The sequence below is a fragment of the Pseudarthrobacter sp. KH_020_B genome (genome assembly GCF_057840185.1).
The window spans coordinates 3,842,548-3,861,546 of sequence record NZ_CM174506.1; the positions used below are offsets into that span (position 1 = coordinate 3,842,548).

Consider the following 18,999-nt stretch of genomic DNA (forward strand, 5'->3'; position numbering starts at 1 on the left):
GACAAAGGAGTCCCATGAGCGTGCAGCGTAATTCCGGCCCGGCCAGCGTCTGGAGCAACGTGGAAGGGATCGCGTACGGCGGCGATTACAACCCCGAGCAGTGGCCCGCCGACGTTCGGCTGGAAGACCTGGAGCTCATGAAGGAAGCCGGCGTCAGCTTCCTCAGCGTGGGCATTTTCTCCTGGGCTCTGCTGGAACCGGCCGAGGGCCAATACAACTTCGGCTGGCTGGATGAGGTGCTGGATAATCTCGCCGCCAACGGGATCAAGGTGGCCTTGGCCACCGCGACGGCGGCTCCGCCCGCGTGGCTGGTACGCAAACACCCCGAAATCCTGCCGGTCACGGCTGACGGAACCGTGCTGGGGCCGGGCTCCCGGCGGCACTACACACCGTCGTCGGCCGTTTACCGCCGGTATGCCACCGGCATCACCCGCGTGATCGCCGAGCGGTACAAGGGCCACCCCGCGCTCGCCTTATGGCATGTGGACAACGAGCTCGGCTGCCACGTCTCCGAGTTCTACGGCGTGGAAGACGCCGCGGCCTTCCGCGCATGGCTGGAGCGCCGGTATGGCAGCATCGAGGCGCTCAACGCCGCCTGGGGCACGGCGTTCTGGTCCCAGAACTACGGTTCCTTCGGGGAGATCCTGCCGCCCGGAGTCGCGCCTTCCACGCTGAATCCGGGCCAGCAGCTGGACTTCCAGCGGTTCAACTCGTGGGCGCTGATGGACTACTACCGCGAGCTGGTGGCGGTCCTGCGGGAGGTCACCCCGAGTGTCCCCTGCACCACCAACCTGATGGCGTCCAGCGCCACGAAGGCCATGGACTATTTTGAGTGGGCCAAGGACATGGACGTGATCGCCAACGACCACTACCTCGTGGCTGCCGATCCCGAACGTCAGATCGAACTCGCGTTCAGCGCCGATCTCACCCGGGGAATTGCGGGCGGTGACCCGTGGATCCTGATGGAACATTCGACGTCGGCCGTCAACTGGCAGCCGCGCAACCAGCCCAAGATGCCCGGCGAAATGCTGCGCAACTCACTGGCCCATGTGGCCCGCGGGGCGGATGCGGTGATGTTTTTCCAGTGGCGGCAGAGCTTTGCCGGGTCCGAGAAATTCCACTCCGCGATGGTCCCGCACGGCGGCCGCGACACGCGGGTGTGGCGCGAGGTGGTGGAGCTCGGAGCTGCGCTGAAACAGCTCGCACCGGTGCGCGGCTCGCGGGTGGAATCGCGCGTGGCGATCGTGTTCGACTACGAGGCCTGGTGGGCCATCGAAATCGACTCCAAACCGAGCGAGGACGTGAAGTATCTCGACGTGCTGCGGGCTTTCCACAGGTCGCTGTTCCTGCGCGGGATCGCGGCGGATCTGGTGCATCCTTCCGCGTCGCTGGAGGGCTACGACCTCGTCCTGGTGTGCACGCTTTATTCGGTGACTGACGCCGCCGCTGCCAACATCGCTGCCGCCGCGTGGGCCGGTGCCACGGTTCTGGTCACGTACTTCAGCGGGATCGTGGACGAGCAGGACCACGTCCGCTTGGGCGGCTACCCCGGCGCGTTCCGCGAGCTGCTGGGGATCAGCGTGGAGGAATTCCACCCGCTGCTGGCCGGCGGGCAATTGAAATTGGGCGACGGCGGCGTGTCCACCATCTGGAGTGAACACGTCCACCTCGCGGGTGCTGAGGCTGTGCAGACTTTCACCGAGTATCCGCTGGAGGGCGTGCCGGCCCTGACGCGGCATGCGGTTGGATCAGGTGCCGGTGCCGCCTGGTATCTCGCGACGTTCCCGGACCGCGATGGCATCGAGGCGCTTGTGGACCGGCTGCTGGCCGAATCCGGCGTCGCTCCCGTTGCCACCGCCGACCGCGGCGTGGAGCTCGTCCGTCGACGGACCGACGACGGCGGCAGCTTCCTGTTCGCGATCAACCACTCACGCTCAGCCGCGGCGGTGGACGCCGCCGGCGTGGACCTGCTGACGGGCGCACCGTTTGAGGGGACTGTTGAGGCTGGTTCGGTTGCGGTGATCGCGGAGGACTGATCCGGGTTCCACCACCGAAGCGTCCGACGCCGGCTTAAATGTCAGACCCCCACTGCAGAGTATTGCCATGGAAGCTTTGACGGATCAGCTCGCGGGGCACAGCGGTACTTCCGCTGTGCTGACGCGCGCCGATTCGTGCGCTGGGGCGGTCTCCACCACCGAAGCGTCCGGCTGCGGCTTAAATGTCATACCCCTACGGCAGAGTATTGCCATGGAAGCTTTGACGGATCAGCTCGCGGACGACGGCGGTACCACCGTCGTTCTGACGCGCGCCGCCTCGTGCGCTGGGGCGGTCTCCACCGCCGAAGCGTCCGGCTGCGGCTTAAATGTCAGACCCCCACGGCAGAGTATTGCCATGGAAGCTTTGACGGATCAGCTCGCGGGGCACGGCAGTAAAACTGCTGTGCTGACGCAGCCGGTGCCGCTGCAGGCCGTGCCAGCGGCCGCCGAGTTGAGGGCGGCGATCGCGTTGGTCAACGCTGCAGCCGCCGCCGCACCGGAGCAGCTGGCGATGGCCGGCTATGCTGAGGCCGCCGAATGCGCGGGCCTGGTCGAGGAACTCTCCCGCAGCGTGGACTACTTCCAAATCCTCTCAGCAGGTTCCGTGGACCGTACCCGGCCCCAGGCCATCACCGCCGCCGCCACAGCCAGGACCTCCCGGACCTGGGTCACCGGCTGGGACAACGGCACCGAAACCCTGAACGAAACCGACGCCAACTGGCCCGCCGGGACCACGCGGACGGTTCCGGGATCCCCGGCCGACGACGGTTGCCGGACCACCGCTGAGTTCCTCCGGCAGCGGCTCCGGATCCCGATCCGGGAAGCGAACCGCCGCCTCCACCTCGCTCACGCCATCCTGCCCGACGCCACCCTCACCGGAGACCCCATACCTCCGGCCAGGGAACACCTCGCCGCAGCATTCTCCCCCACCAGCTCACACAACCCGGACACCAGCACCAGCCTGCCCGAACAGGCCCAGGCAGTCTCGGTGACCGGGCCTGTGGTGTCCTCCCAGGCCGGGACCATCATCAGCGCCACCCTGGACCGACTCAAACACCAGACGACCCCCGAAACCCTGGACCGGATCGAACACGACCTCACCCACACCGCCGCCACCACCGACCCCGACTTCCTCGCCCGCGTCGCCCGCCGCTGGGCCGACACCATCGACGCCGACGGCGCCGAACCCACCGAAGAAGCACTCCGCCACACCCAAGGCGCGTTCATCCGCAAACCCCGCCACGGCCTGCACCACCTCGAAATCTTCGCCACCACCGACCAATACGAACACTTCGCCACCATCATGAACGCCGCCACCAACCCCCGCACCAGCCACACCGCAGAAACCGGCGAACGCGGCCCCGACACCGGCCAGGACACGGACGTCTGGCAGGACATCGACGTGGACCTGGACACGCGGAGCCGGCCACAAAAACAACTCGACGGCATCGTCACCGCCTTCAAAGCCGCCCTCACCACCAACCAACTGCCCACCACAGGCGGAAACCGCCCCCAAATCCTCGCCACCATCAACTACCAAGACCTCTTCCCCCACCGCATCCCCGACACCGGCACAGGCACAGGGGCAGGGGCAGGGGCAGGAAACGGGAGCAGCCAAGACACGGGCACGGGCAGTTTCGTCTTCACCGGGCCCGTCGCCGCCGCCACCCTCCGCAAACTCGCCTGCGACGCCGACATCATCCCCGTCCTCCTCGGCACCCACGGCGAAATCCTGGACCTCGGCCGCAAAACCCGGCTCTTCACCCCCGCCCAACGACTCGCCCTCACCGCCCGCGACCAAGGCTGCACCTTCCCCAACTGCACCGTCCCCGCCCCCTGGTGCGAAGCCCACCACATCACCTACTGGTCACAAAACGGCCCCACCAACACCGATAACGGCACCCTCCTCTGCTCCCATCACCACCACCTGATCCACAAAGAACAATGGACCATCCACACCCGCAACGGCGTCCCCTGGTTCACACCCCCACGCCACATCGACCCCACCCAAAAACCCCGGCAAAACCACTACTTCAAACCACCCCCACCGCCCCAACGCGAATGAAACGCCACGGCACAAGCATCACTGCAGCGCGCGGGAACCCCACGTCACAGCAATTATGGGAAGCAGAACTACTCCTCGGCCGCGGCCAGGACTGCGCCCGCCCGTTCACCCATAGCGCCGCCGGCTGTGAAGCCAATGACCTCTATCAGGACTTCTTCTTCGTGATGCACCTCTGTGACGTTCACGGAGCGGACCGATCCCTCACGCATGCCTGCCGGGATACCGTCAATAGCCACTCCCCATCTGTAAACCGCGGGGTCACTGGATTCCCAAGTGACTCTAACCTCACTGATCGTCCCCACCGTAGAGAGAACCTCGATACGAACGTTTGAGGCTGCTGCCAGATACGGCGGCGGTGTGCTTATGGAAACGGGGGTCTCCAAAACGTCGGTGCCGCCGGCAATCCCTGTCACCCGCAGAATCATGACTCCTTCAAACTCTGCCTCGTAAGTGTGTTTGAGGACAGGATCAGTGGTGGTCCGGTCGTAGCTTCCGTCGCCGTCCAGATCCCATTCGTACTTGACCACGACGCCTGCGGACTCTGAGGCATCGTAGGTAACTACCGAACCCGGAGGCCCGGAAAAGCCGCTGATCGTCAGCCATGCCTCGACACCAGTCTGCTTCTGCTTGCCCAGCGGGATGGTGATCGCTTGAACCGGCGCCCCTGAGGCCTGAGCGGATGAAGTCGGACCGACAGTGGGGACGGCACTGGGCGGACTAACTTCCAGTGTGTTCGGCGTCGGATGCCCGCTGGGCACACCATCTGCGCAACCGGTCAATATCAGTAGTGCTGCCGCAGCGGCGGTCCAAGCGGATGCCTTCATGTTCTCCCCAATGAATTGAATTGATCCCAGTGGACCACGCGGACCGGCACCCGTCTAGCACTCATGGCTGCGGGAAAAGCAGGACCCAGTACACGGACCTTAAAACACCGCCGTCCCGGCCGGAACCCAAAGGTTCCAACCGGGACGGTAGCTGCCTCCCGCCGTCGTGCGCATCCTGCTGATGCTTCCTACAGAAGCTGCATCCGGAAGAGTCCGACGGCGGCGCGGGCGTTAGCTGATCGCGGACTTCATTTCGTCCACGGCCTTCTTGCCGGCCTCGTCAGTGGACAGGCGGTTGAAGAGGACCTCGGAGGTGTAGCGCTTGACGATTTCCTGGATGGCGCCAGCGCCCTTCGGCGGCGGGGCCGGAGCCTCGCCGAGTTCGCCCTTGATCTGGTCGATGAACTTGACCACCTTGATATCAGCGGGCGTCAGCTTTGACGCAATGGCTGTCCGGACGTCGGAGTTGGGGTAGACGCCGCGGTCGGCCAGCAGGGCGGCGCCGGCCTTCTCATTGTTGGCAAGGAAGTTGATGAACTTGGCCGTTTCCTCAGGGTGCTTGGTGCGCGATGAGGCCGACCAGAACTGGGATGCCTTGTACCAGAGCTGGGCGTCGGCAGCCTTGCCGGTGGTGGACGGGAAGCGCAGGATCTGCAGCTCTGTTCCGGCAGCCTTCTCCAGGGCCGGCAGCTGGTTGGACCACCAGAAGGCGAGCCCGTTCTTGCCCGTGGCCAGGCCACTCTGGTCAAGCGCTGCGGCCTCAGCTTCCACAACTTCTGATGCGGACGGCACAGCCTTCTTCTCGCTGAGCTGCTTCAGGAAAGCCCACCAATCGGCGATGTCCGAGGGCTCGAAGCCCAGCTTGCCGTCCGACGTGTACAGGGACTTGCCGTTCTGCCGGAGCCAGACTCCCAGCGAGGCCTCGTCCGTGCCGTAGGCGGCTGAGCCGTACGTACCCTTCGGGGACTTCTCGGTGAGTTCGGCGGAGATGCGGCCGAAGTCTTCCCAGGTCCAGGTCTTGTCGTCGGGAAGTTCAACGCCTGCAGATTTGAAGACCGCGGGGTTGGCCAGGATGGTGGCCGCGTTGATGCCGGCGGCGATGCCGGTCAGGCCATCCTCGCTCTTGCCGGCGTTGAGGGCTGCTTCGTCCAGCTTTGACGTGTCGATCTCGTACTTGGAGAGATCCAGCAGCGCACCGCGGGTTGAGTACTCCGTGATGTATTTTTCGTCCATCTGGATGATGTCCGGGGCATCGTTGGCGGCCACCTGGGTGGCCAGCTTGTCCCAGTATCCGCTCCAGTCGCCGTACTCGGGCTTGATCTTGATGTTGGGATTCTCGGCCTCGAACGCCGCGATGGCGGCCTGCGTCAGCTGGGCGCGTTTGTCGCTGCCCCACCAGGAAAAGCGCAGTTCAACGGGTCCGCCGTCGCTCTGCGGGGAGGCTCCTCCACCACAGGCACTCAGGGCAAGCACGACGGCGGCTGCCGCGGCAACGACGCCCGTCTTGCGGAAACGGCGGCGTGCGCCGGTGGATGGCAACTCTGCCGTTCGGTTTTTGGCATCTGACTCAGTGCGGTGAAAAAGCGCCACTGGGTACTCCGATCTTCATTGACCTGGTTATTGGGGAAAGTAAACGAGAAAGCGTTTTCTTAACTCTCATACTACAAGTGCATGACTTGTATTACAAGGTGTTTTCTTGGCCTGTTTCTCAAGGCCAAGGCGGACACGCCAGTGGCCGGTCCCCGAAGGACAGGCCACTGGCTCTGGAGCAAGGGTGCTTCGCTGGATCTATTTGATACCGGTAGTGGCGATGCCCTTGATGAGGAACCGCTGGCCGAAGAGGAACACGAGGAACACCGGCAGCAGGGACACGATGGACATCGCGAACAGGGATCCCCAACTGGTGGCGGACTGCGAATCCACGAAGGCACGCAGCGCAACCGGTACGGTGAACATGTCCGGATCCGTCAGGTAGATCAGGGCCCCGAAGAAGTCGTTCCACGTCCAGATGAAGGTGAAGATGGTGGTGGTGGCCAGGGCCGGCACCATCAGGGGCAGGATAACCCGCAGGAAGATGCGCGGGTGTCCGGCGCCGTCGATCCTTGCCGCTTCATCCAAGTCCTTCGGGATGCCGCGGATGAACTGGACCATCAGGAACACGAAGAACGCATCGGTGGCCAGCAGCTTCGGCACAATGAGCGGCCAGAACGTGTTGACCCAGCCGATCTGTGAGAACAGGATGTACTGCGGCACGATCACCACGTGGAACGGGAGCATGATGGTCAGCAGCATGATGCCGAAAAACAGTTTCTTGCCGGTGAACTGGAGCCGCGCGAAGGCGTAGGCGGCCATGGAGCAGGAGATCAGGTTTCCAAGGATGGAGCCGATCACCACGATGGCCGAGTTGAGCATGTAGTGGCCGAACGGGTGCGTCAGCGCAGACCAGCCGTCCGTGTAGTTGCTCATCTCCAGGGTGTTGAGCCACAGGCCCGGCTCGCGGAAGATCAGCTCATTGGCCCGGAGGGACGAGACCACCATCCACAGCAGCGGGTAGATCATGAGGCCGCCCGCGAGGATCAGGATGGCATGCTTGATCAGTGCCTTGGTGCGGGCAGCCCTGCTGAAAGCGAGCGTGCCGCGGGACTCGCGGCGCTTCACGGGCTTGCGGTGGTTCGTAGGCTTACCGGCGCCGGCGTTGTTCTTGTCCGGGGCGGGCAGCGTCTCAAGCTTAGTCGTCATAGAAAACCCAATACTTTGCAGCGATGAAGTTGATGGCGGTGAACACACCGATGATGACCAGCAGGAACCACGCCATTGCCGAGGCGTAGCCCATGTCGAACTGGCCGAAGCCCTTCTGGTACAGGTACAGCGTGAAGAACATCGTGGAGTCCGACGGGCCGCCATTGCCGCCGGAAACGATGAACGCCTGGGTGAAGGACTGGAAGGATCCGATGATCTGGAGCACCAGGTTGAAGAAAATGATCGGGCTGAGCATGGGAAGCGTGATCCGCCAGAACTGCTGGAGCGTGCTGGCGCCGTCCACCCTTGCTGCTTCGTAGTACATCACCGGAATCTGGCGGAGGCCGGCCAGGAAGATGATCATCGGGGCGCCGAAGGTCCACACGTGCAGCAGCACGATGGAGCCCAGCGCGGTGCTCGGATCGGAAATCCAGCCAGGCCCCTGGATGCCAAACATGGCCAGTGCCTGGTTGACCAGGCCTGTGGTGCCGAAGATCTGCTTCCACAGGATGGCAACAGCCACGGAACCGCCCAGCAGGGACGGCAGGTAGAAGACCGAGCGGTAGAACGGCAGCCCGCGCAGGCCCTTGTCCAGGACCAACGCGATCAGCAGCGCAACACCGAGCTGCAGCGGGACGCCTACAAAGACGTAGGTGAACGTTACGCCCAGCGAGTTGTGCAGGCGGGCGTCACCAAACATACGGATGAAGTTGTCCAGCCCCACCCATTCCGGCGGCTGGAGCAGGTTGTAATCGGTGAACGACAGGTACAGGGACATCAGCATCGGGCCGACGGTGATGGCAACAAGGCCCACCAGCCACGGCAGCAGGAAGACGTACGCGGCCTTGTTGTCCCGGCCGTTGGCTTTTTTCTCTTCCGCAGTCATCGGGCCCTTGCGGCGCTTGAGGGTGCTCAGTTCACTGATGGCACTCATTGCGGCAACTCCGTTTCAGGCAGCGGACCCGCTGCAGCCGGCATTCCTGCCGGGCGCGGTGTCCTGGGTATGTGTCTAGCGGCCATGTGGCCTCCTTTGGTCATCGTGGCCCCTCCACGTCTGGGTTGATCGCACGGGGCGATCCATTTATGCACCGTCTCCGGCGGCGGACTCACCTGGTGTGCAGCTGTCCGGATCCGGCCTCCGTCACGCGGGACGTTGAAAGCGGCTCCGTACCAAAGTAAACGGTTTCTTGACTCCTGTATAGCCCTACGTTAGTTTTTGAGAAAGCGTTTTCTGAAACCGAACAACAGGCAGGTCAGTGAGCAAGGATTCCCGGCCAGTCCGGCCCAGCGCAATTGCAGGCTACGAGAACTGGCCTGCCTACATCCGTGGCCGCCCGCGCTACCAGGCAGCCACCCCGGCGGCGCAGGAGCTTTCGGACGCCCTGGGGGTTCCGGCAGTTGTTCCTCCGGCGGACATCACCGTCCACTGGGAGGAAACGCACGACGGCGTCACCACCTCCCAGCTCAGCTGGCAGTTGGGCTTCGGCCCCCGCACCACCGGCTGGCTGATGCGGCCGGCCGGGAGTTCCGGGCAGCTGCCCGGCGTACTCGCCCTGCACTGCCACGCGGGCAACAAGTTCGGCGGAGCGGACCGGCTGGTCACGCTTCCCGAGCCCCACCCATCCGTAGTGGAAGCCCGCGCCGGGCACTACGGAGGGCGCGCCCTGGCCACGGAGGTCGCCCGCCAGGGCTTCGCCGTCCTGGCCCACGACGCCTTTGCGTGGGGCAGCCGGCGCTTCGATCTGTCCACCCCGCCGTGGCGGACGGAAGCTGCGCTGGAGGCGAGGAAGTCGCAATGGCGGGAGGCCGGCGTCGTACCTTCCGACGCCGAACTGTACAACGCCGCCGCGGGAATCCATGAGGACACCGTGGCCAAGGCCGCAGGCCTGCTGGGCACCAGCCTGGCGGGGATGGTGGCCCACGATGACCTGGCCGCCTTGGCGATCCTTGCCGGCCTGCCCGGGGTGGACGCGGAGCGGCTGGGCTGCATCGGATTCTCCGGCGGCGGCGGCCGGGCCCTGGCGTTGGCGGTCCTCAGCCCGCGGATCCGGAACTACGTTGTCACATGCATGATGGCCACGTTCGGGTCGCTGCTGCCCGCCTACCTCGATGCCCATTCCTGGCTGCTCCAGACTCCTGGGCTCCGGAAGCTGGGTGACTGGCCGGAACTGAGCGGACGGTCCGGCGCCGACGGATTCCTGGTGCAGTACGCGCTGGGCGACGAACTGTTCCCGGAAGGCGGGATGCTGGACGCCCACGGGATCCTGGAGTCGCTGCACCCGGCCGGCTCCTACACCTGGAGTTTCTGGCCAGGCGGGCACGTCTTCACCGTTGAGATGCAGAATGAAGCAATCAGCTACCTGTCCAGGACCCTGGGCGCAGCGGGCCACAATCTCTCTCCCCTACCCACCCCTTAGCCACCGAGGACTTTTGATGATTCAGCAATCCGACCCCGCGGCATCCGCTAGCGCTGCAGCGGCAGGTGAAGTTCCGGCAGCCCTCCCGCGCGTAGCGCTCGTGGGTGTGCACGGTTTTGGCGAGTCGCACCTGGTCAACCTCGTCAGGCTTGAGAAGGCCGGCGTCCTGGAACTTGTGGCAGTGGCTGACCCCAACCCGCCGGAAACGGGCGCGCTGGCCGGGTCAGTGGCCGTCTTCAACACTCTGGAGCAGCTGTTGGCGGCCGGGCCGGTTCCGGACGTGGTTATCCTGGCCACGCCCATCCAGACGCACGCTCCCCTGGCCCTGGCGGCGCTGGCCGCCGGTGCTGACGTGTACACGGAGAAACCGCCGGTGGCATCCATGGCCCAGTTCCAGGACGTGCTGGCCGCTGCCGAATCCGCCGGCCGGCTCGTTCAGGTGGGCTTCCAGAGCCTGGGCTCGCTGGCCCTGCCGGGAATCCGGAACACCATCGAATCCGGTGACATCGGAGACGTGCTGGGACTCAGCGCCACCGGCATGTGGGTCAGGACCAAAAACTACTTCAAGCGCTCCCGGTGGGCAGGCAAACGCAGCCTGGACGGCATCGACGTGGTGGACGGCGTGGCCACCAATGCCTTGGCGCACGCCGTGGCCACTGCCCTGAACATGGCCGGCGCCCACACTATTGCCGACGTCGCCTCCGTGGAGACGGACCTCTACCGCGCCAACGACACCCAGAGCGACGACACGTCCGCGATCCGGGTCCGGACGGTGGCCGGCCAGAGTCTGCTGTGCGCTCTCACGCTGTGCGCCCCGGAGCAGCAACGACCTTCCGTCACGGTCCATGGGACGCGGGGGGAGATGACGTTCTTCTACACCGAGGACGAGCTGGTCACCACCACGGCGGACGGCGAGCGCCGGGAGACGTTCGGCCGGACCGACCTGCTGAAGAACCTCCTCGCAGCCCGGGCAGCCGGCACTCCCCTGCTCAGTGCGCTGCCGGATACCGGTGCGTTTATGTGCGTGCTCGAAGCCATCCGCACCGCCCCCGCGCCCCGGGAAATCGACGCGGGCCATGTCAGCTGGGAGGGCGACGGCGACGACGCCCACCCGGTGGTCCATGGCATTGCCGACCTGATCGAACGCGCCACCAAGGCACAGGCCACCTTCGCCGAACTGGGCGTCCCCTGGGCCCGCAGTCTGCCCCCGGCCCGGACGTTCGACCTCGCCGGGCATCCCGTGGCGGACTACCAGGACGGCAGCCGCATCCGCGCCGTGTCCTCGCCCCGCCCGTACCTGCACCCCGTCCGCACCCTGGCCGGGACCGTTGTGACGGACCACCAGCCGCTGGACCACGTGTGGCATCTGGGCGTGGGGGTGGCGCTCCAGGATGTGGACGGCGTCAACTTCTGGGGCGGCCGCACCTACACGCGGGCTGCCGGGGAGTACGTCTGGCGGCCGGACCACGGCAGCATCGTCCGGGCCGGCGAACCGTCCGCCGGCGAACCGTCCGAACAGGATGGCGAGCTGACCGAGAACCTGTCCTGGAACGGGCCCGACGGCGCTCCCATCCTGACCGAGCAGCGCACCTGGACGTGGGCCGCCGTCGGGCCTTCCGTGTGGCGCCTCACCCTGGACTTTGCACTCTCCCCCGCCGGCAACCAGCCCGTGAGCCTGGGCAGCCCGGGTTCCAACGGCCGTGTTGGGGGCGGGTACGGCGGGTTCTTCTGGCGCCTTCCCGAATGTCCCGGGGCACGTGTCTGGACCCCTTTGGGGGCGGGCGAGTCCGCCGTGCACGGGAGTGTCGCACCGTGGCTCGCCTGGTCGGGTGGCTTCACGGGGGGAACGTCCAACGGCGGCACTCGCCGTGGCGGCACCCGTCCAGACGGCGGCGACGCCACGCTCGTGTTCGTGGCCGCGGCGGATTCAACGGATCCGTGGTTCGTCCGGGCAGACGGATACGCGGGAGTTGGCCAGTCGCTGGCCTGGGACGCGCCGGTCATTGCCGAACCCGGCGCCCCGGTCCGCCGCAGCGTGACCGTGTTCATCGCCGACGGAATTTTGGGTACGGAAGACATCGAGACATTGATCCAAACACAGGGGGACAACTCATGAGCCAGACAACAATTGCTGCCACGCCGTCGTCGCAGCTGACGGTAGCCGCGACGCTTGCGGGCCAAGGCCGCCGCACGCCGCCAGCATCTACCGCAGACCGGGCCATCAAGCGGCGCCGCGTCCTGGACATCCTGGATGCCAAGGGGCAGGACTCGTTGCTGCTGACCACCCACACGGCGCTGGCCTGGTACCTGGACGGCAGCCGCGTCCACATCAGCCTGGCCGGCGACCCCATCGCCGCGCTGCTGGTGGACCGGGCGGGCGACCACCTGGTGACGTTCAACAACGAGGCCGCGCGGATCGCGGCCGAGGAGCTCCCCGCCGGGGTCGCCCTCCACACCGTGCCCTGGCACGGGAACCTGCACGAGGGCGCCGCCGCCGTCGGACGTTCTTCCGGAGGGGGCGCCCGCACCCCGCTGGCCGAGGCCTCGGTGGCCACCGAATTGAGGGCTGCCCGGCAGCAACTGCTGCCCGGCGAGGCCGCCCGCTACGCCCATCTCAGCGCGGAACTGGCCGGCATCATGACCGATGTGCTATCCACCGCCCGGCCGGACACCACCGAATTCGAGCTCGTGTCCGCCCTGGCCGCCCGCGTGGTTGGAGCGGGCGCGGAGCCGCTGGTACTCCTGTGCAGCGGCAGCTCCCGGAGCGACTTCCGCCACCCGCTGGCCACCCACGCGCCGCTCGGACGCCGCGCCATGGCCGTGGTGTGCGCCCGCCGGGACGGCCTGGTCGCGAACATCACGCGCTGGGTAAGGTTCGACGCCGGCACCCCCGAAGAGCTCGACGCCGAGTCCCGGATCGCTGCGGTGGAGGCGGACATCCTCGACGCAACGGTCCCCGGTACCCGGCTGGACCGCGTCTTCGGCGAGATCAAAGCGGCCTACGTCCGCCACGGTTTCGGCGCGGAGCAGTGGGAGCAGCACCACCAGGGCGGACCAGCGGGCTATGCCGGGCGGGATCCGCGCGTCACCGCGGCAGCCACCGACACCGTCGTCCTCAACCAGCCGTTCACCTGGAACCCGTCGGGACCGGGAGTGAAGATCGAGGACACGGTCCAGCTCACCGAGTCCGGCATGAAAGTCCTGACGGTGGATGACCGCTGGCCCGCTGCTGCGGTGAACGGCCGCAAGCGGCCGGAGACCCTGCAGCTGTAGGCCCCGCCACGGCCGGCGCAAAACTTCGATTGGTGGAGGAGTTGCCTGTTGGGTCTTGTGGGCACTGGCTGTCTTGAGCGAGACTCATTTAGCACATGATGAACCGATCATTTGGATTGCAGGACAAAACCAGCGGGAAAGGGACGCAAGGGCGCGTCCGTTCCGCTCCGTGGCAACGACGCCGCGGGCGGATCCCGCAGACCGGGAGGATTTGCTATGGCCGGAATGTTCGAACTGTTCGTGGACGCGGAGTCGTATATCAGGTTCCGGCTGACAGCACCGGATGGCACCGTGATGGCAGTGTCCAAGGCCTTTGACAACAAGACCGCAGCTGTTGCCGGCATCGCCGCCGTGCGTGAGTACGCCGGCATGGGACTGATTGCCGATATTTCTCCGACGGAGAGGAGGGCCGCGCCGGCGGAGGCTCACGACGTCACTGTTCAAGTTCGCGAAGTCCGGCGAATCCCGACTGCTGACCTTCACGCACGTTCCAGGGAAATCCACCGGGCCGCCAGCGGACCTCGATGGGCCGGCGCAGTTTAACGCTCTCGACTCCGACAACCCTGCCCGGACCCCTTCACGAAGACCGGATCCATTCGTTCGCCGGCTGCCGACCTCGGCTCGTAATATCGTCGCGACCGGTTGTCCCTGCGAGCGGTCCGTGGGGCGCATGGAGCGCTGCGCGAGGCGACGTTGACGTCGCTTTAGTCGCTGGCGCCTCCGTGCACTTGGTCGTGCACGGAGCTGTGCACTTGGCAGCGTCAAGGAATCTACCTGGTTAGTGCGCGCTCCAGCCATCGGGCTGCAAACCATCGATGTCGGTGAATCCGTACTCTCTGGCAAGTTGAGCGGAGCTGACCGACTGCTGATTCCATTTCGCGCGGTCAGGATCGCCGCCGCTGGCTTCGGAGTGCCCCCCCATCGCCGAAGGCCGCCTCCACACTCCCGCCCAGGCCCGGCAGTGCCTCGGCGCCGGCGGGTTCGCCGTCGTCGTCGATACAGCGATCACCCACGAGCCCACCATCACCGGCTGGTTCGCCGAGGCCATAAGGTAAGGTGATGCGCACATTGAATCCGGCCGAATCCGGAACCTACCTGCTGGCCGGCACGGTTCTGAGCGATGGATCAGCCCAGCCCGACTCCGTAGTTGCCGTCTCCGGCGGCCTCATCACGTATGTTGGCCCGCGGTCCGGCCTGGATCCATCCCTGCTGCCCGGATTTGAAGAGCTCGAACTGCCACCCGGCAGCATGATCCTGCCCGGCCTCGTTGACCTGCACTGCCACGGTGCTGCCGGCGGTGACTTCCCCAGCGGGTCCGGCGATGCGGCCCGCACCGCGTTGGATTACCTGCACCGCAGCGGCACCACGACGCTGCTCGCCAGCCTGGTGACCGCGTCGCGCGAAGACCTGCTGCGCGGGATGGGAGCCCTCAGCGTTCTCGCCGATGAGGGTCTCATTGCTGGCATCCACTCCGAGGGCCCGTTCCTCTCCCACGCCCGCTGCGGCGCCCAGGATCCCAGGTTCCTCCTCGACCCGGATCTGGATTTCACCCGGGAGCTGATTGAGGCGGCCGACGGTTACCTGCGGACCATGACGTACGCCCCCGAACTGCCCGGCGCGGATGCCCTGGTGCGGATGCTCGCTGAGCACGGTGTCACCCCGTCCCTGGGGCACACCGACGCGGATGCCTGCACGACGGCGGCGTCCCTCACCAGGGCAGCGGAGCTGTTGGCTGGGCCCGGGGCGCCGGAGACGTCGCGTCCCACCGTCACACACCTCTTCAACGGGATGCCACCGTTGCACCACCGCAGCCCCGGCCCCGTGGCAACTTGTCTCCGCCTGGCCGGAGCGGGCACGGTGGCCGTGGAACTCATTGCCGACGGCGCGCACCTGGATCCGGAAACCGTCCGGATGGTCTTCGAGCTGGTGGGTGCGGAAAACGTGGTCCTGGTCACCGATTCAATGGCAGCCACCGGACTGCCCGATGGCAACTACGAGCTTGGCCCTGCGGCCGTGTCTGTCAACGGCTCCGTGGCACGGCTGAGCAGCAACGGTTCCCTGGCCGGCGGCACGGCGACCCTCCTGGACGTTGTGCGGCGGACCATTAGTGCCGGGGTGGATCCAGCGGCAGCCGTTACCTCGGCTACAGCGGTTCCGGCCGCGATCATAGGTCGGCAGCACGAAATCGGAAGCCTTCGCGCGGGCCTGCGGGCCGACGTCGTGGTGGTCGACCGGGACTTCCGACGGGTTCTGGTCCTGCGTGGGGGCCGCTCACTGGCCCGCCCCGCCGTGGCGCAGGCAGCCCGTACCTCAAGCTCCCCGAACGGTGCGGAAACCACAGTTCGCGGCACCTGAATCAGCAGGCGCAGAGCTGCGTGCCGCCACCCGGTACCGGTTGCAATAGGACTCATGGCACAGGTACGAGCCGCCGCGCAGCACCCGTGACGTCCCGCGGCCGGGGCCTGCCGGATCCCGCTCTGGCGAGTGCGCAAACCAGTCCGGACTGAACCAGTCCCGGCACCATTCCCAAACGTTACCGCTGACCTCGTACAGGCCAAAGCCGTTGGGCGGAAAACTGCGGACCGGGGCGGTAGTGAGGTATCCGTCGTCGCACGTGTTCCGGACCGGAAACGCACCCTGCCAGATATTGCAGCGGGGGGCACCGCCCGGGGTCAGCCCGTCACCCCATGGATACCGCTTCCCCGTCAAGCCGCCCCGTGCGGCGTATTCCCATTCCGCCTCCGTGGGCAGCCGGCGCCCCGTAAAGCGGCAATATGCCTGCGCATCGTCCCAGGAAATATGCACCACTGGATGGTCCGGAACGTCGGACCAGGAGGATCTCGGCCCCGCCGGTTTGGCCCAGCTCGCCCCCCGGACCACGCGCCACCAGGGGGCTCCCTGCGCTTCCCCGATCACGTCCTCCGCCGCCGCGCTAACCGCCAGGTGGAAGACCGCGGACGTTCCGTATGCCTCCGCTGCGGTGCGGTAACCGGTAGCGCCCACGAATGCTGCGAACTGCGCATTGGTGACCGCGGTGGCATCGATCCGGAAGGCATCGAGGGTAACAGGGTGCACTGGACCCTCTCCGTCAGCTGGGTACCCCTCGTCAAAGGAGTCCCCCATCGCAAAGGTGCCGGCAGGGATTGTGACGTCGTCGTGGTGAATTGATCGCGCGGCAGCGGGGATGCTGGTTGGACCGCTACCGCCCTCGGTATGCGCAGGCTGCGGTGAAGGTTCATCGCGCCGGGGTGTGCAGCTACAGGCCACCGGTTACAACCGCTCCCTCGTGTGCTGCAGGACGGTGGTCACCGGCCGGCCCGTGACCAATTCCCCGCCTTCCACAAAGCCTTCCTCCCTGTCCGCAAGATCGGCAATCAGGTGGTTCCGCCATTCAGCCAACAATCCGGCGTGCTCTGGCAGGAACGCCAGATTCTGCATCTCCGTAGGATCGGCGTGGAGGTCAAAGAGTTGTTCAACGCCTTCGGCAGAACCCCAGATGTATTTGTACCTTCCATCCGTCACCCACTGGATGGATTGCCCGAAGTACACATGTTCGCCGTGGAGGCGGTGGCGCGGGGACGGAGGGTGAGCATCGCCGCGCACGTAGGGAGCCAGCGAGACTCCATCCACGCCGTCGGGGATGTCCAGGCCCGCGAGGTCCAGGAGCGTGGGCATGATGTCGCGCAGTTCCACCACCTGGTCCACTGTCCGTGAGGGTAACTGCTTGCTGCGTGAAGCGGAGATGATCAGCGGCACTCTGGCCGAGCCCTCATAGGGCAATGCTTTGCGGAACATGTCGTGGTCCCCCATCATTTCACCGTGGTCGGACGTGAACGCAATGACGCTGTCCTCCGCGAGTCCGAAGTCAGTCAGGGATTCAAGGATGCGGTTGATCTGCTGGTCGATGTGGGTCATGTGCCCGTAGTAGCCTGCCCGGGCGCGGTGGAGCAACTGCGGAGCCAACCGGGCGAACGCAGCCTGGGTATCGCCGTCGCGCCGGTGTCCTTCCCACTGATCACCCCAGTCTCCAGCCACCTGCGGGACCTCGGACTGGCCAAGGTACTGCTCGAAGGCCCAGACCGGAGGGTCATACGGAGGATGCGGGCGGTGGAAGGAGAGGTAAAGGAAGAACGGCTTTGAGGGGTCGCGCCGGTGCATCCAGTCAATGGTCTGCGTGGCGAGCCAGTTGGTGGGGTGGAGGCGCTCAGGCTTGTCCCACGGCCGGGCAATCACCGAATTGCAGTTCACGCCGTTGTCGAAATACTCCTCCTCCGGACCGACGCCGGGTTGACGCCTGAGCCAGGGAACATAGTCGTCGAAAAAGCGAAAGTCCTGCCGGTGCTCGCCGCGGGCGTGGTGCAGGAAGCCGTCATGCAGTATGACGTCGTCGAAGCCCAGCCGTGCGCGTTCGGGGTAGACATGCATCTTTCCGATGGCCTGGGTGTGGTAGCCCGCCTTACGGAATTCTCCGGCGATGCTAACGGGGTGGGCCTTCTCGAAGGGGACCCCCTCCTCATAGCCCACGCGCCCGTGCCGCTCCTGCGACTGACCCGTGAAGAGAGCCACCCGGGCGGGTACGCAGGTGGGCGTCGCGGAGTAGGCCTTACTGAACCTCGTTCCGGTGCGGGCCAGGTCGTCCAGGTGGGGAGTTTGCACCTGTGCGTGGCCTTCGATGGAGAGACAATCGCCGCGCCACTGATCGGCGCAGATCAAGATCACATTCGTCATGTCTAATTATGATTAGAAACAGACCCTAGGATGCAATAATCATCATAGAATGAAGTAAAAGAATCAAAAATGTCACATCGCTGAACCGTATTTGGAGAAAACTGCTTATGATTCGCACTGATCGGCTTGAAGCAGTCCTGGATCTGCTCGCGGAGGCTGGACAAGTGGACATCGACGACATCGTGTCCACGCTGGGGGTCTCTCCGGCCACAGCCAGGCGCGACCTGGACAGCCTAGCAAAGCAGAGATTGCTCACGCGGACACACGGCGGCGCCACAACGGGGACGGTCTCCTATGACCTGCCGGGACGCTATAACCGGGATGACAACGCCGAAGCCAAACACCGGATTGCCGAGGTCGCCTCGGCAATGATCACGCCGGGGTCGGTGATTGGACTCAGCGGCGGAACAACCACCACGGCCCTTGCCCAGGTGCTGTCGACGCGGGCGGACCTCAACACCAAGTCAGATCACCCGCTGCTGACCGTGGTAACCAATGCGATCAATATTGCGGCGCAATTGGCCGTGCGGCCGAATATAAAGATCATCGTCATCGGTGGAGTGCTGAATCCGCGCTCCTACGAGCTGGTGGGGCCATACACAGACCTGGTGATGAACCGGATCGCCCTGGATCTGGCATTCATCGGGGTCAACGGTATCGACCACACGGTCGGTCCCACTGTTTCCGACGAACGTGAGGCCTCGGTGAATGTCCTGATGGCCCAGCGCGCCGCCACCAGTTACGTGCTGGCAGATTCCTCAAAGGTGGGGCGGCGGGCGTTCGCTACGCTGGGCGACTACGCGTTTACCCGGCTGATTACGGATTCAGGAATCACTGCGCGGGACAAGGCGGCTTTCGAGAACCGTGGCGTTGAGGTTACCCTGGCCCCTGCGGAAGCGTAATGCCCGCTCCTGCAC

General features: G+C 65.6%; 15 protein-coding genes. 9 read left to right on the forward strand and 6 right to left on the reverse strand.

Annotated features, from left to right (window positions below):
• Nucleotides 1-14 precede the first annotated feature (14 nt).
• Nucleotides 15-2,036 carry a beta-galactosidase gene (locus AC3IT0_RS17900; protein WP_489321013.1) on the forward strand — a complete coding sequence of 674 codons (2,022 nt, stop codon included), beginning with the start codon at nt 15-17 and terminating at the stop codon, nt 2,034-2,036.
• 355 nt (nt 2,037-2,391) lie between these two features.
• Nucleotides 2,392-4,101 (forward strand): HNH endonuclease signature motif containing protein, encoded by a 1,710-nt coding sequence (locus AC3IT0_RS17905; RefSeq protein ID WP_489321014.1) that lies wholly within the window; start codon nt 2,392-2,394, stop codon nt 4,099-4,101.
• A 68-nt stretch (nt 4,102-4,169) separates the two neighbouring features.
• Here the strand turns inward: AC3IT0_RS17905 and AC3IT0_RS17910 are convergent, their stop codons facing one another.
• The 4 genes from AC3IT0_RS17910 to AC3IT0_RS17925 form a co-directional block, all read right to left on the reverse strand.
• Entirely contained in the window at nt 4,170-4,628 is a 459-nt protein-coding gene (locus AC3IT0_RS17910; protein ID WP_489321015.1) for a hypothetical protein, read from the reverse strand.
• 528 nt (nt 4,629-5,156) lie between these two features.
• The gene (locus tag AC3IT0_RS17915; protein ID WP_489321016.1) at nt 5,157-6,464 is read right to left on the reverse strand and encodes an ABC transporter substrate-binding protein; all 1,308 of its coding nucleotides are present in this window, start codon (nt 6,462-6,464) and stop codon (nt 5,157-5,159) included.
• 249 nt (nt 6,465-6,713) lie between these two features.
• Nucleotides 6,714-7,664 (reverse strand): carbohydrate ABC transporter permease, encoded by a 951-nt coding sequence (locus AC3IT0_RS17920; RefSeq protein ID WP_489321017.1) that lies wholly within the window; start codon nt 7,662-7,664, stop codon nt 6,714-6,716.
• Nucleotides 7,654-8,598, reverse strand: a complete 945-nt coding sequence (locus tag AC3IT0_RS17925) for a carbohydrate ABC transporter permease (RefSeq protein WP_489321018.1) — start codon at nt 8,596-8,598, stop codon at nt 7,654-7,656. The genes AC3IT0_RS17920 and AC3IT0_RS17925 overlap by 11 nt, the downstream gene beginning before the upstream one ends.
• 322 nt (nt 8,599-8,920) lie before the next feature.
• Here AC3IT0_RS17925 and AC3IT0_RS17930 point away from each other — a divergent pair, with 322 nt between their 5' ends.
• The 6 genes from AC3IT0_RS17930 (at nt 8,921) to AC3IT0_RS17955 (ending at nt 15,709) form a co-directional block, all read left to right on the forward strand.
• Complete coding sequence (locus tag AC3IT0_RS17930) at nt 8,921-10,081, forward strand: acetylxylan esterase (RefSeq protein ID WP_489321019.1); 1,161 nt, start codon at nt 8,921-8,923, stop codon at nt 10,079-10,081.
• A 16-nt stretch (nt 10,082-10,097) separates the two neighbouring features.
• Nucleotides 10,098-12,197 carry a DUF6807 family protein gene (locus AC3IT0_RS17935; protein WP_489321020.1) on the forward strand — a complete coding sequence of 700 codons (2,100 nt, stop codon included), beginning with the start codon at nt 10,098-10,100 and terminating at the stop codon, nt 12,195-12,197.
• Nucleotides 12,194-13,354 carry a M24 family metallopeptidase gene (locus AC3IT0_RS17940; RefSeq protein ID WP_489321021.1) on the forward strand — a complete coding sequence of 387 codons (1,161 nt, stop codon included), beginning with the start codon at nt 12,194-12,196 and terminating at the stop codon, nt 13,352-13,354. Before AC3IT0_RS17935 ends, AC3IT0_RS17940 begins: the two co-directional genes overlap by 4 nt.
• 216 nt (nt 13,355-13,570) lie before the next feature.
• Nucleotides 13,571-13,897, forward strand: a complete 327-nt coding sequence (locus AC3IT0_RS17945; RefSeq protein WP_489321022.1) for a YegP family protein — start codon at nt 13,571-13,573, stop codon at nt 13,895-13,897.
• A 377-nt stretch (nt 13,898-14,274) separates the two neighbouring features.
• Nucleotides 14,275-14,409 carry a hypothetical protein gene (locus AC3IT0_RS17950; RefSeq protein WP_489323838.1) on the forward strand — a complete coding sequence of 45 codons (135 nt, stop codon included), beginning with the start codon at nt 14,275-14,277 and terminating at the stop codon, nt 14,407-14,409.
• A gap of 4 nt (nt 14,410-14,413) precedes the next feature.
• Nucleotides 14,414-15,709 (forward strand): N-acetylglucosamine-6-phosphate deacetylase, encoded by a 1,296-nt coding sequence (locus AC3IT0_RS17955; protein ID WP_489321023.1) that lies wholly within the window; start codon nt 14,414-14,416, stop codon nt 15,707-15,709.
• On the opposite strand, the gene AC3IT0_RS17960 is transcribed toward AC3IT0_RS17955, so the two are convergent.
• Entirely contained in the window at nt 15,665-16,621 is a 957-nt protein-coding gene (locus AC3IT0_RS17960) for a formylglycine-generating enzyme family protein (RefSeq protein WP_489321024.1), read from the reverse strand. The two genes, AC3IT0_RS17955 and AC3IT0_RS17960, sit on opposite strands and share 45 nt — an antisense overlap.
• Before the next feature lie 3 nt (nt 16,622-16,624).
• Nucleotides 16,625-18,082 carry an arylsulfatase gene (locus AC3IT0_RS17965; protein ID WP_489321025.1) on the reverse strand — a complete coding sequence of 486 codons (1,458 nt, stop codon included), beginning with the start codon at nt 18,080-18,082 and terminating at the stop codon, nt 16,625-16,627.
• 107 nt (nt 18,083-18,189) lie between these two features.
• On the opposite strand from AC3IT0_RS17965, the gene AC3IT0_RS17970 reads away from it, so the two are divergent.
• A complete protein-coding gene (locus AC3IT0_RS17970; protein WP_489321026.1) occupies nt 18,190-18,984 on the forward strand; it encodes a DeoR/GlpR family DNA-binding transcription regulator in 795 nt (264 codons plus the stop codon).
• The last annotated feature ends 15 nt before the right edge of the window (nt 18,985-18,999 follow it).

Bases quoted from the DNA above. Each gene is read 5' to 3' on its own strand.
- AC3IT0_RS17970 (WP_489321026.1), top strand. From the start codon at position 18,190: ATGATTCGCACTGATCGGCTTGAAGCAGTCCTGGATCTGCTCGCGGAG.
- AC3IT0_RS17935 (WP_489321020.1), top strand. From the start codon at position 10,098: ATGATTCAGCAATCCGACCCCGCGGCATCCGCTAGCGCTGCAGCGGCA.
- AC3IT0_RS17940 (WP_489321021.1), top strand. From the start codon at position 12,194: ATGAGCCAGACAACAATTGCTGCCACGCCGTCGTCGCAGCTGACGGTA.
- AC3IT0_RS17925 (WP_489321018.1), bottom strand. From the start codon at position 8,598: ATGAGTGCCATCAGTGAACTGAGCACCCTCAAGCGCCGCAAGGGCCCG.
- AC3IT0_RS17900 (WP_489321013.1), top strand. From the start codon at position 15: ATGAGCGTGCAGCGTAATTCCGGCCCGGCCAGCGTCTGGAGCAACGTG.
- AC3IT0_RS17920 (WP_489321017.1), bottom strand. From the start codon at position 7,664: ATGACGACTAAGCTTGAGACGCTGCCCGCCCCGGACAAGAACAACGCC.
- AC3IT0_RS17905 (WP_489321014.1), top strand. From the start codon at position 2,392: ATGGAAGCTTTGACGGATCAGCTCGCGGGGCACGGCAGTAAAACTGCT.
- AC3IT0_RS17955 (WP_489321023.1), top strand. From the start codon at position 14,414: ATGCGCACATTGAATCCGGCCGAATCCGGAACCTACCTGCTGGCCGGC.
- AC3IT0_RS17965 (WP_489321025.1), bottom strand. From the start codon at position 18,082: ATGACGAATGTGATCTTGATCTGCGCCGATCAGTGGCGCGGCGATTGT.
- AC3IT0_RS17945 (WP_489321022.1), top strand. From the start codon at position 13,571: ATGGCCGGAATGTTCGAACTGTTCGTGGACGCGGAGTCGTATATCAGG.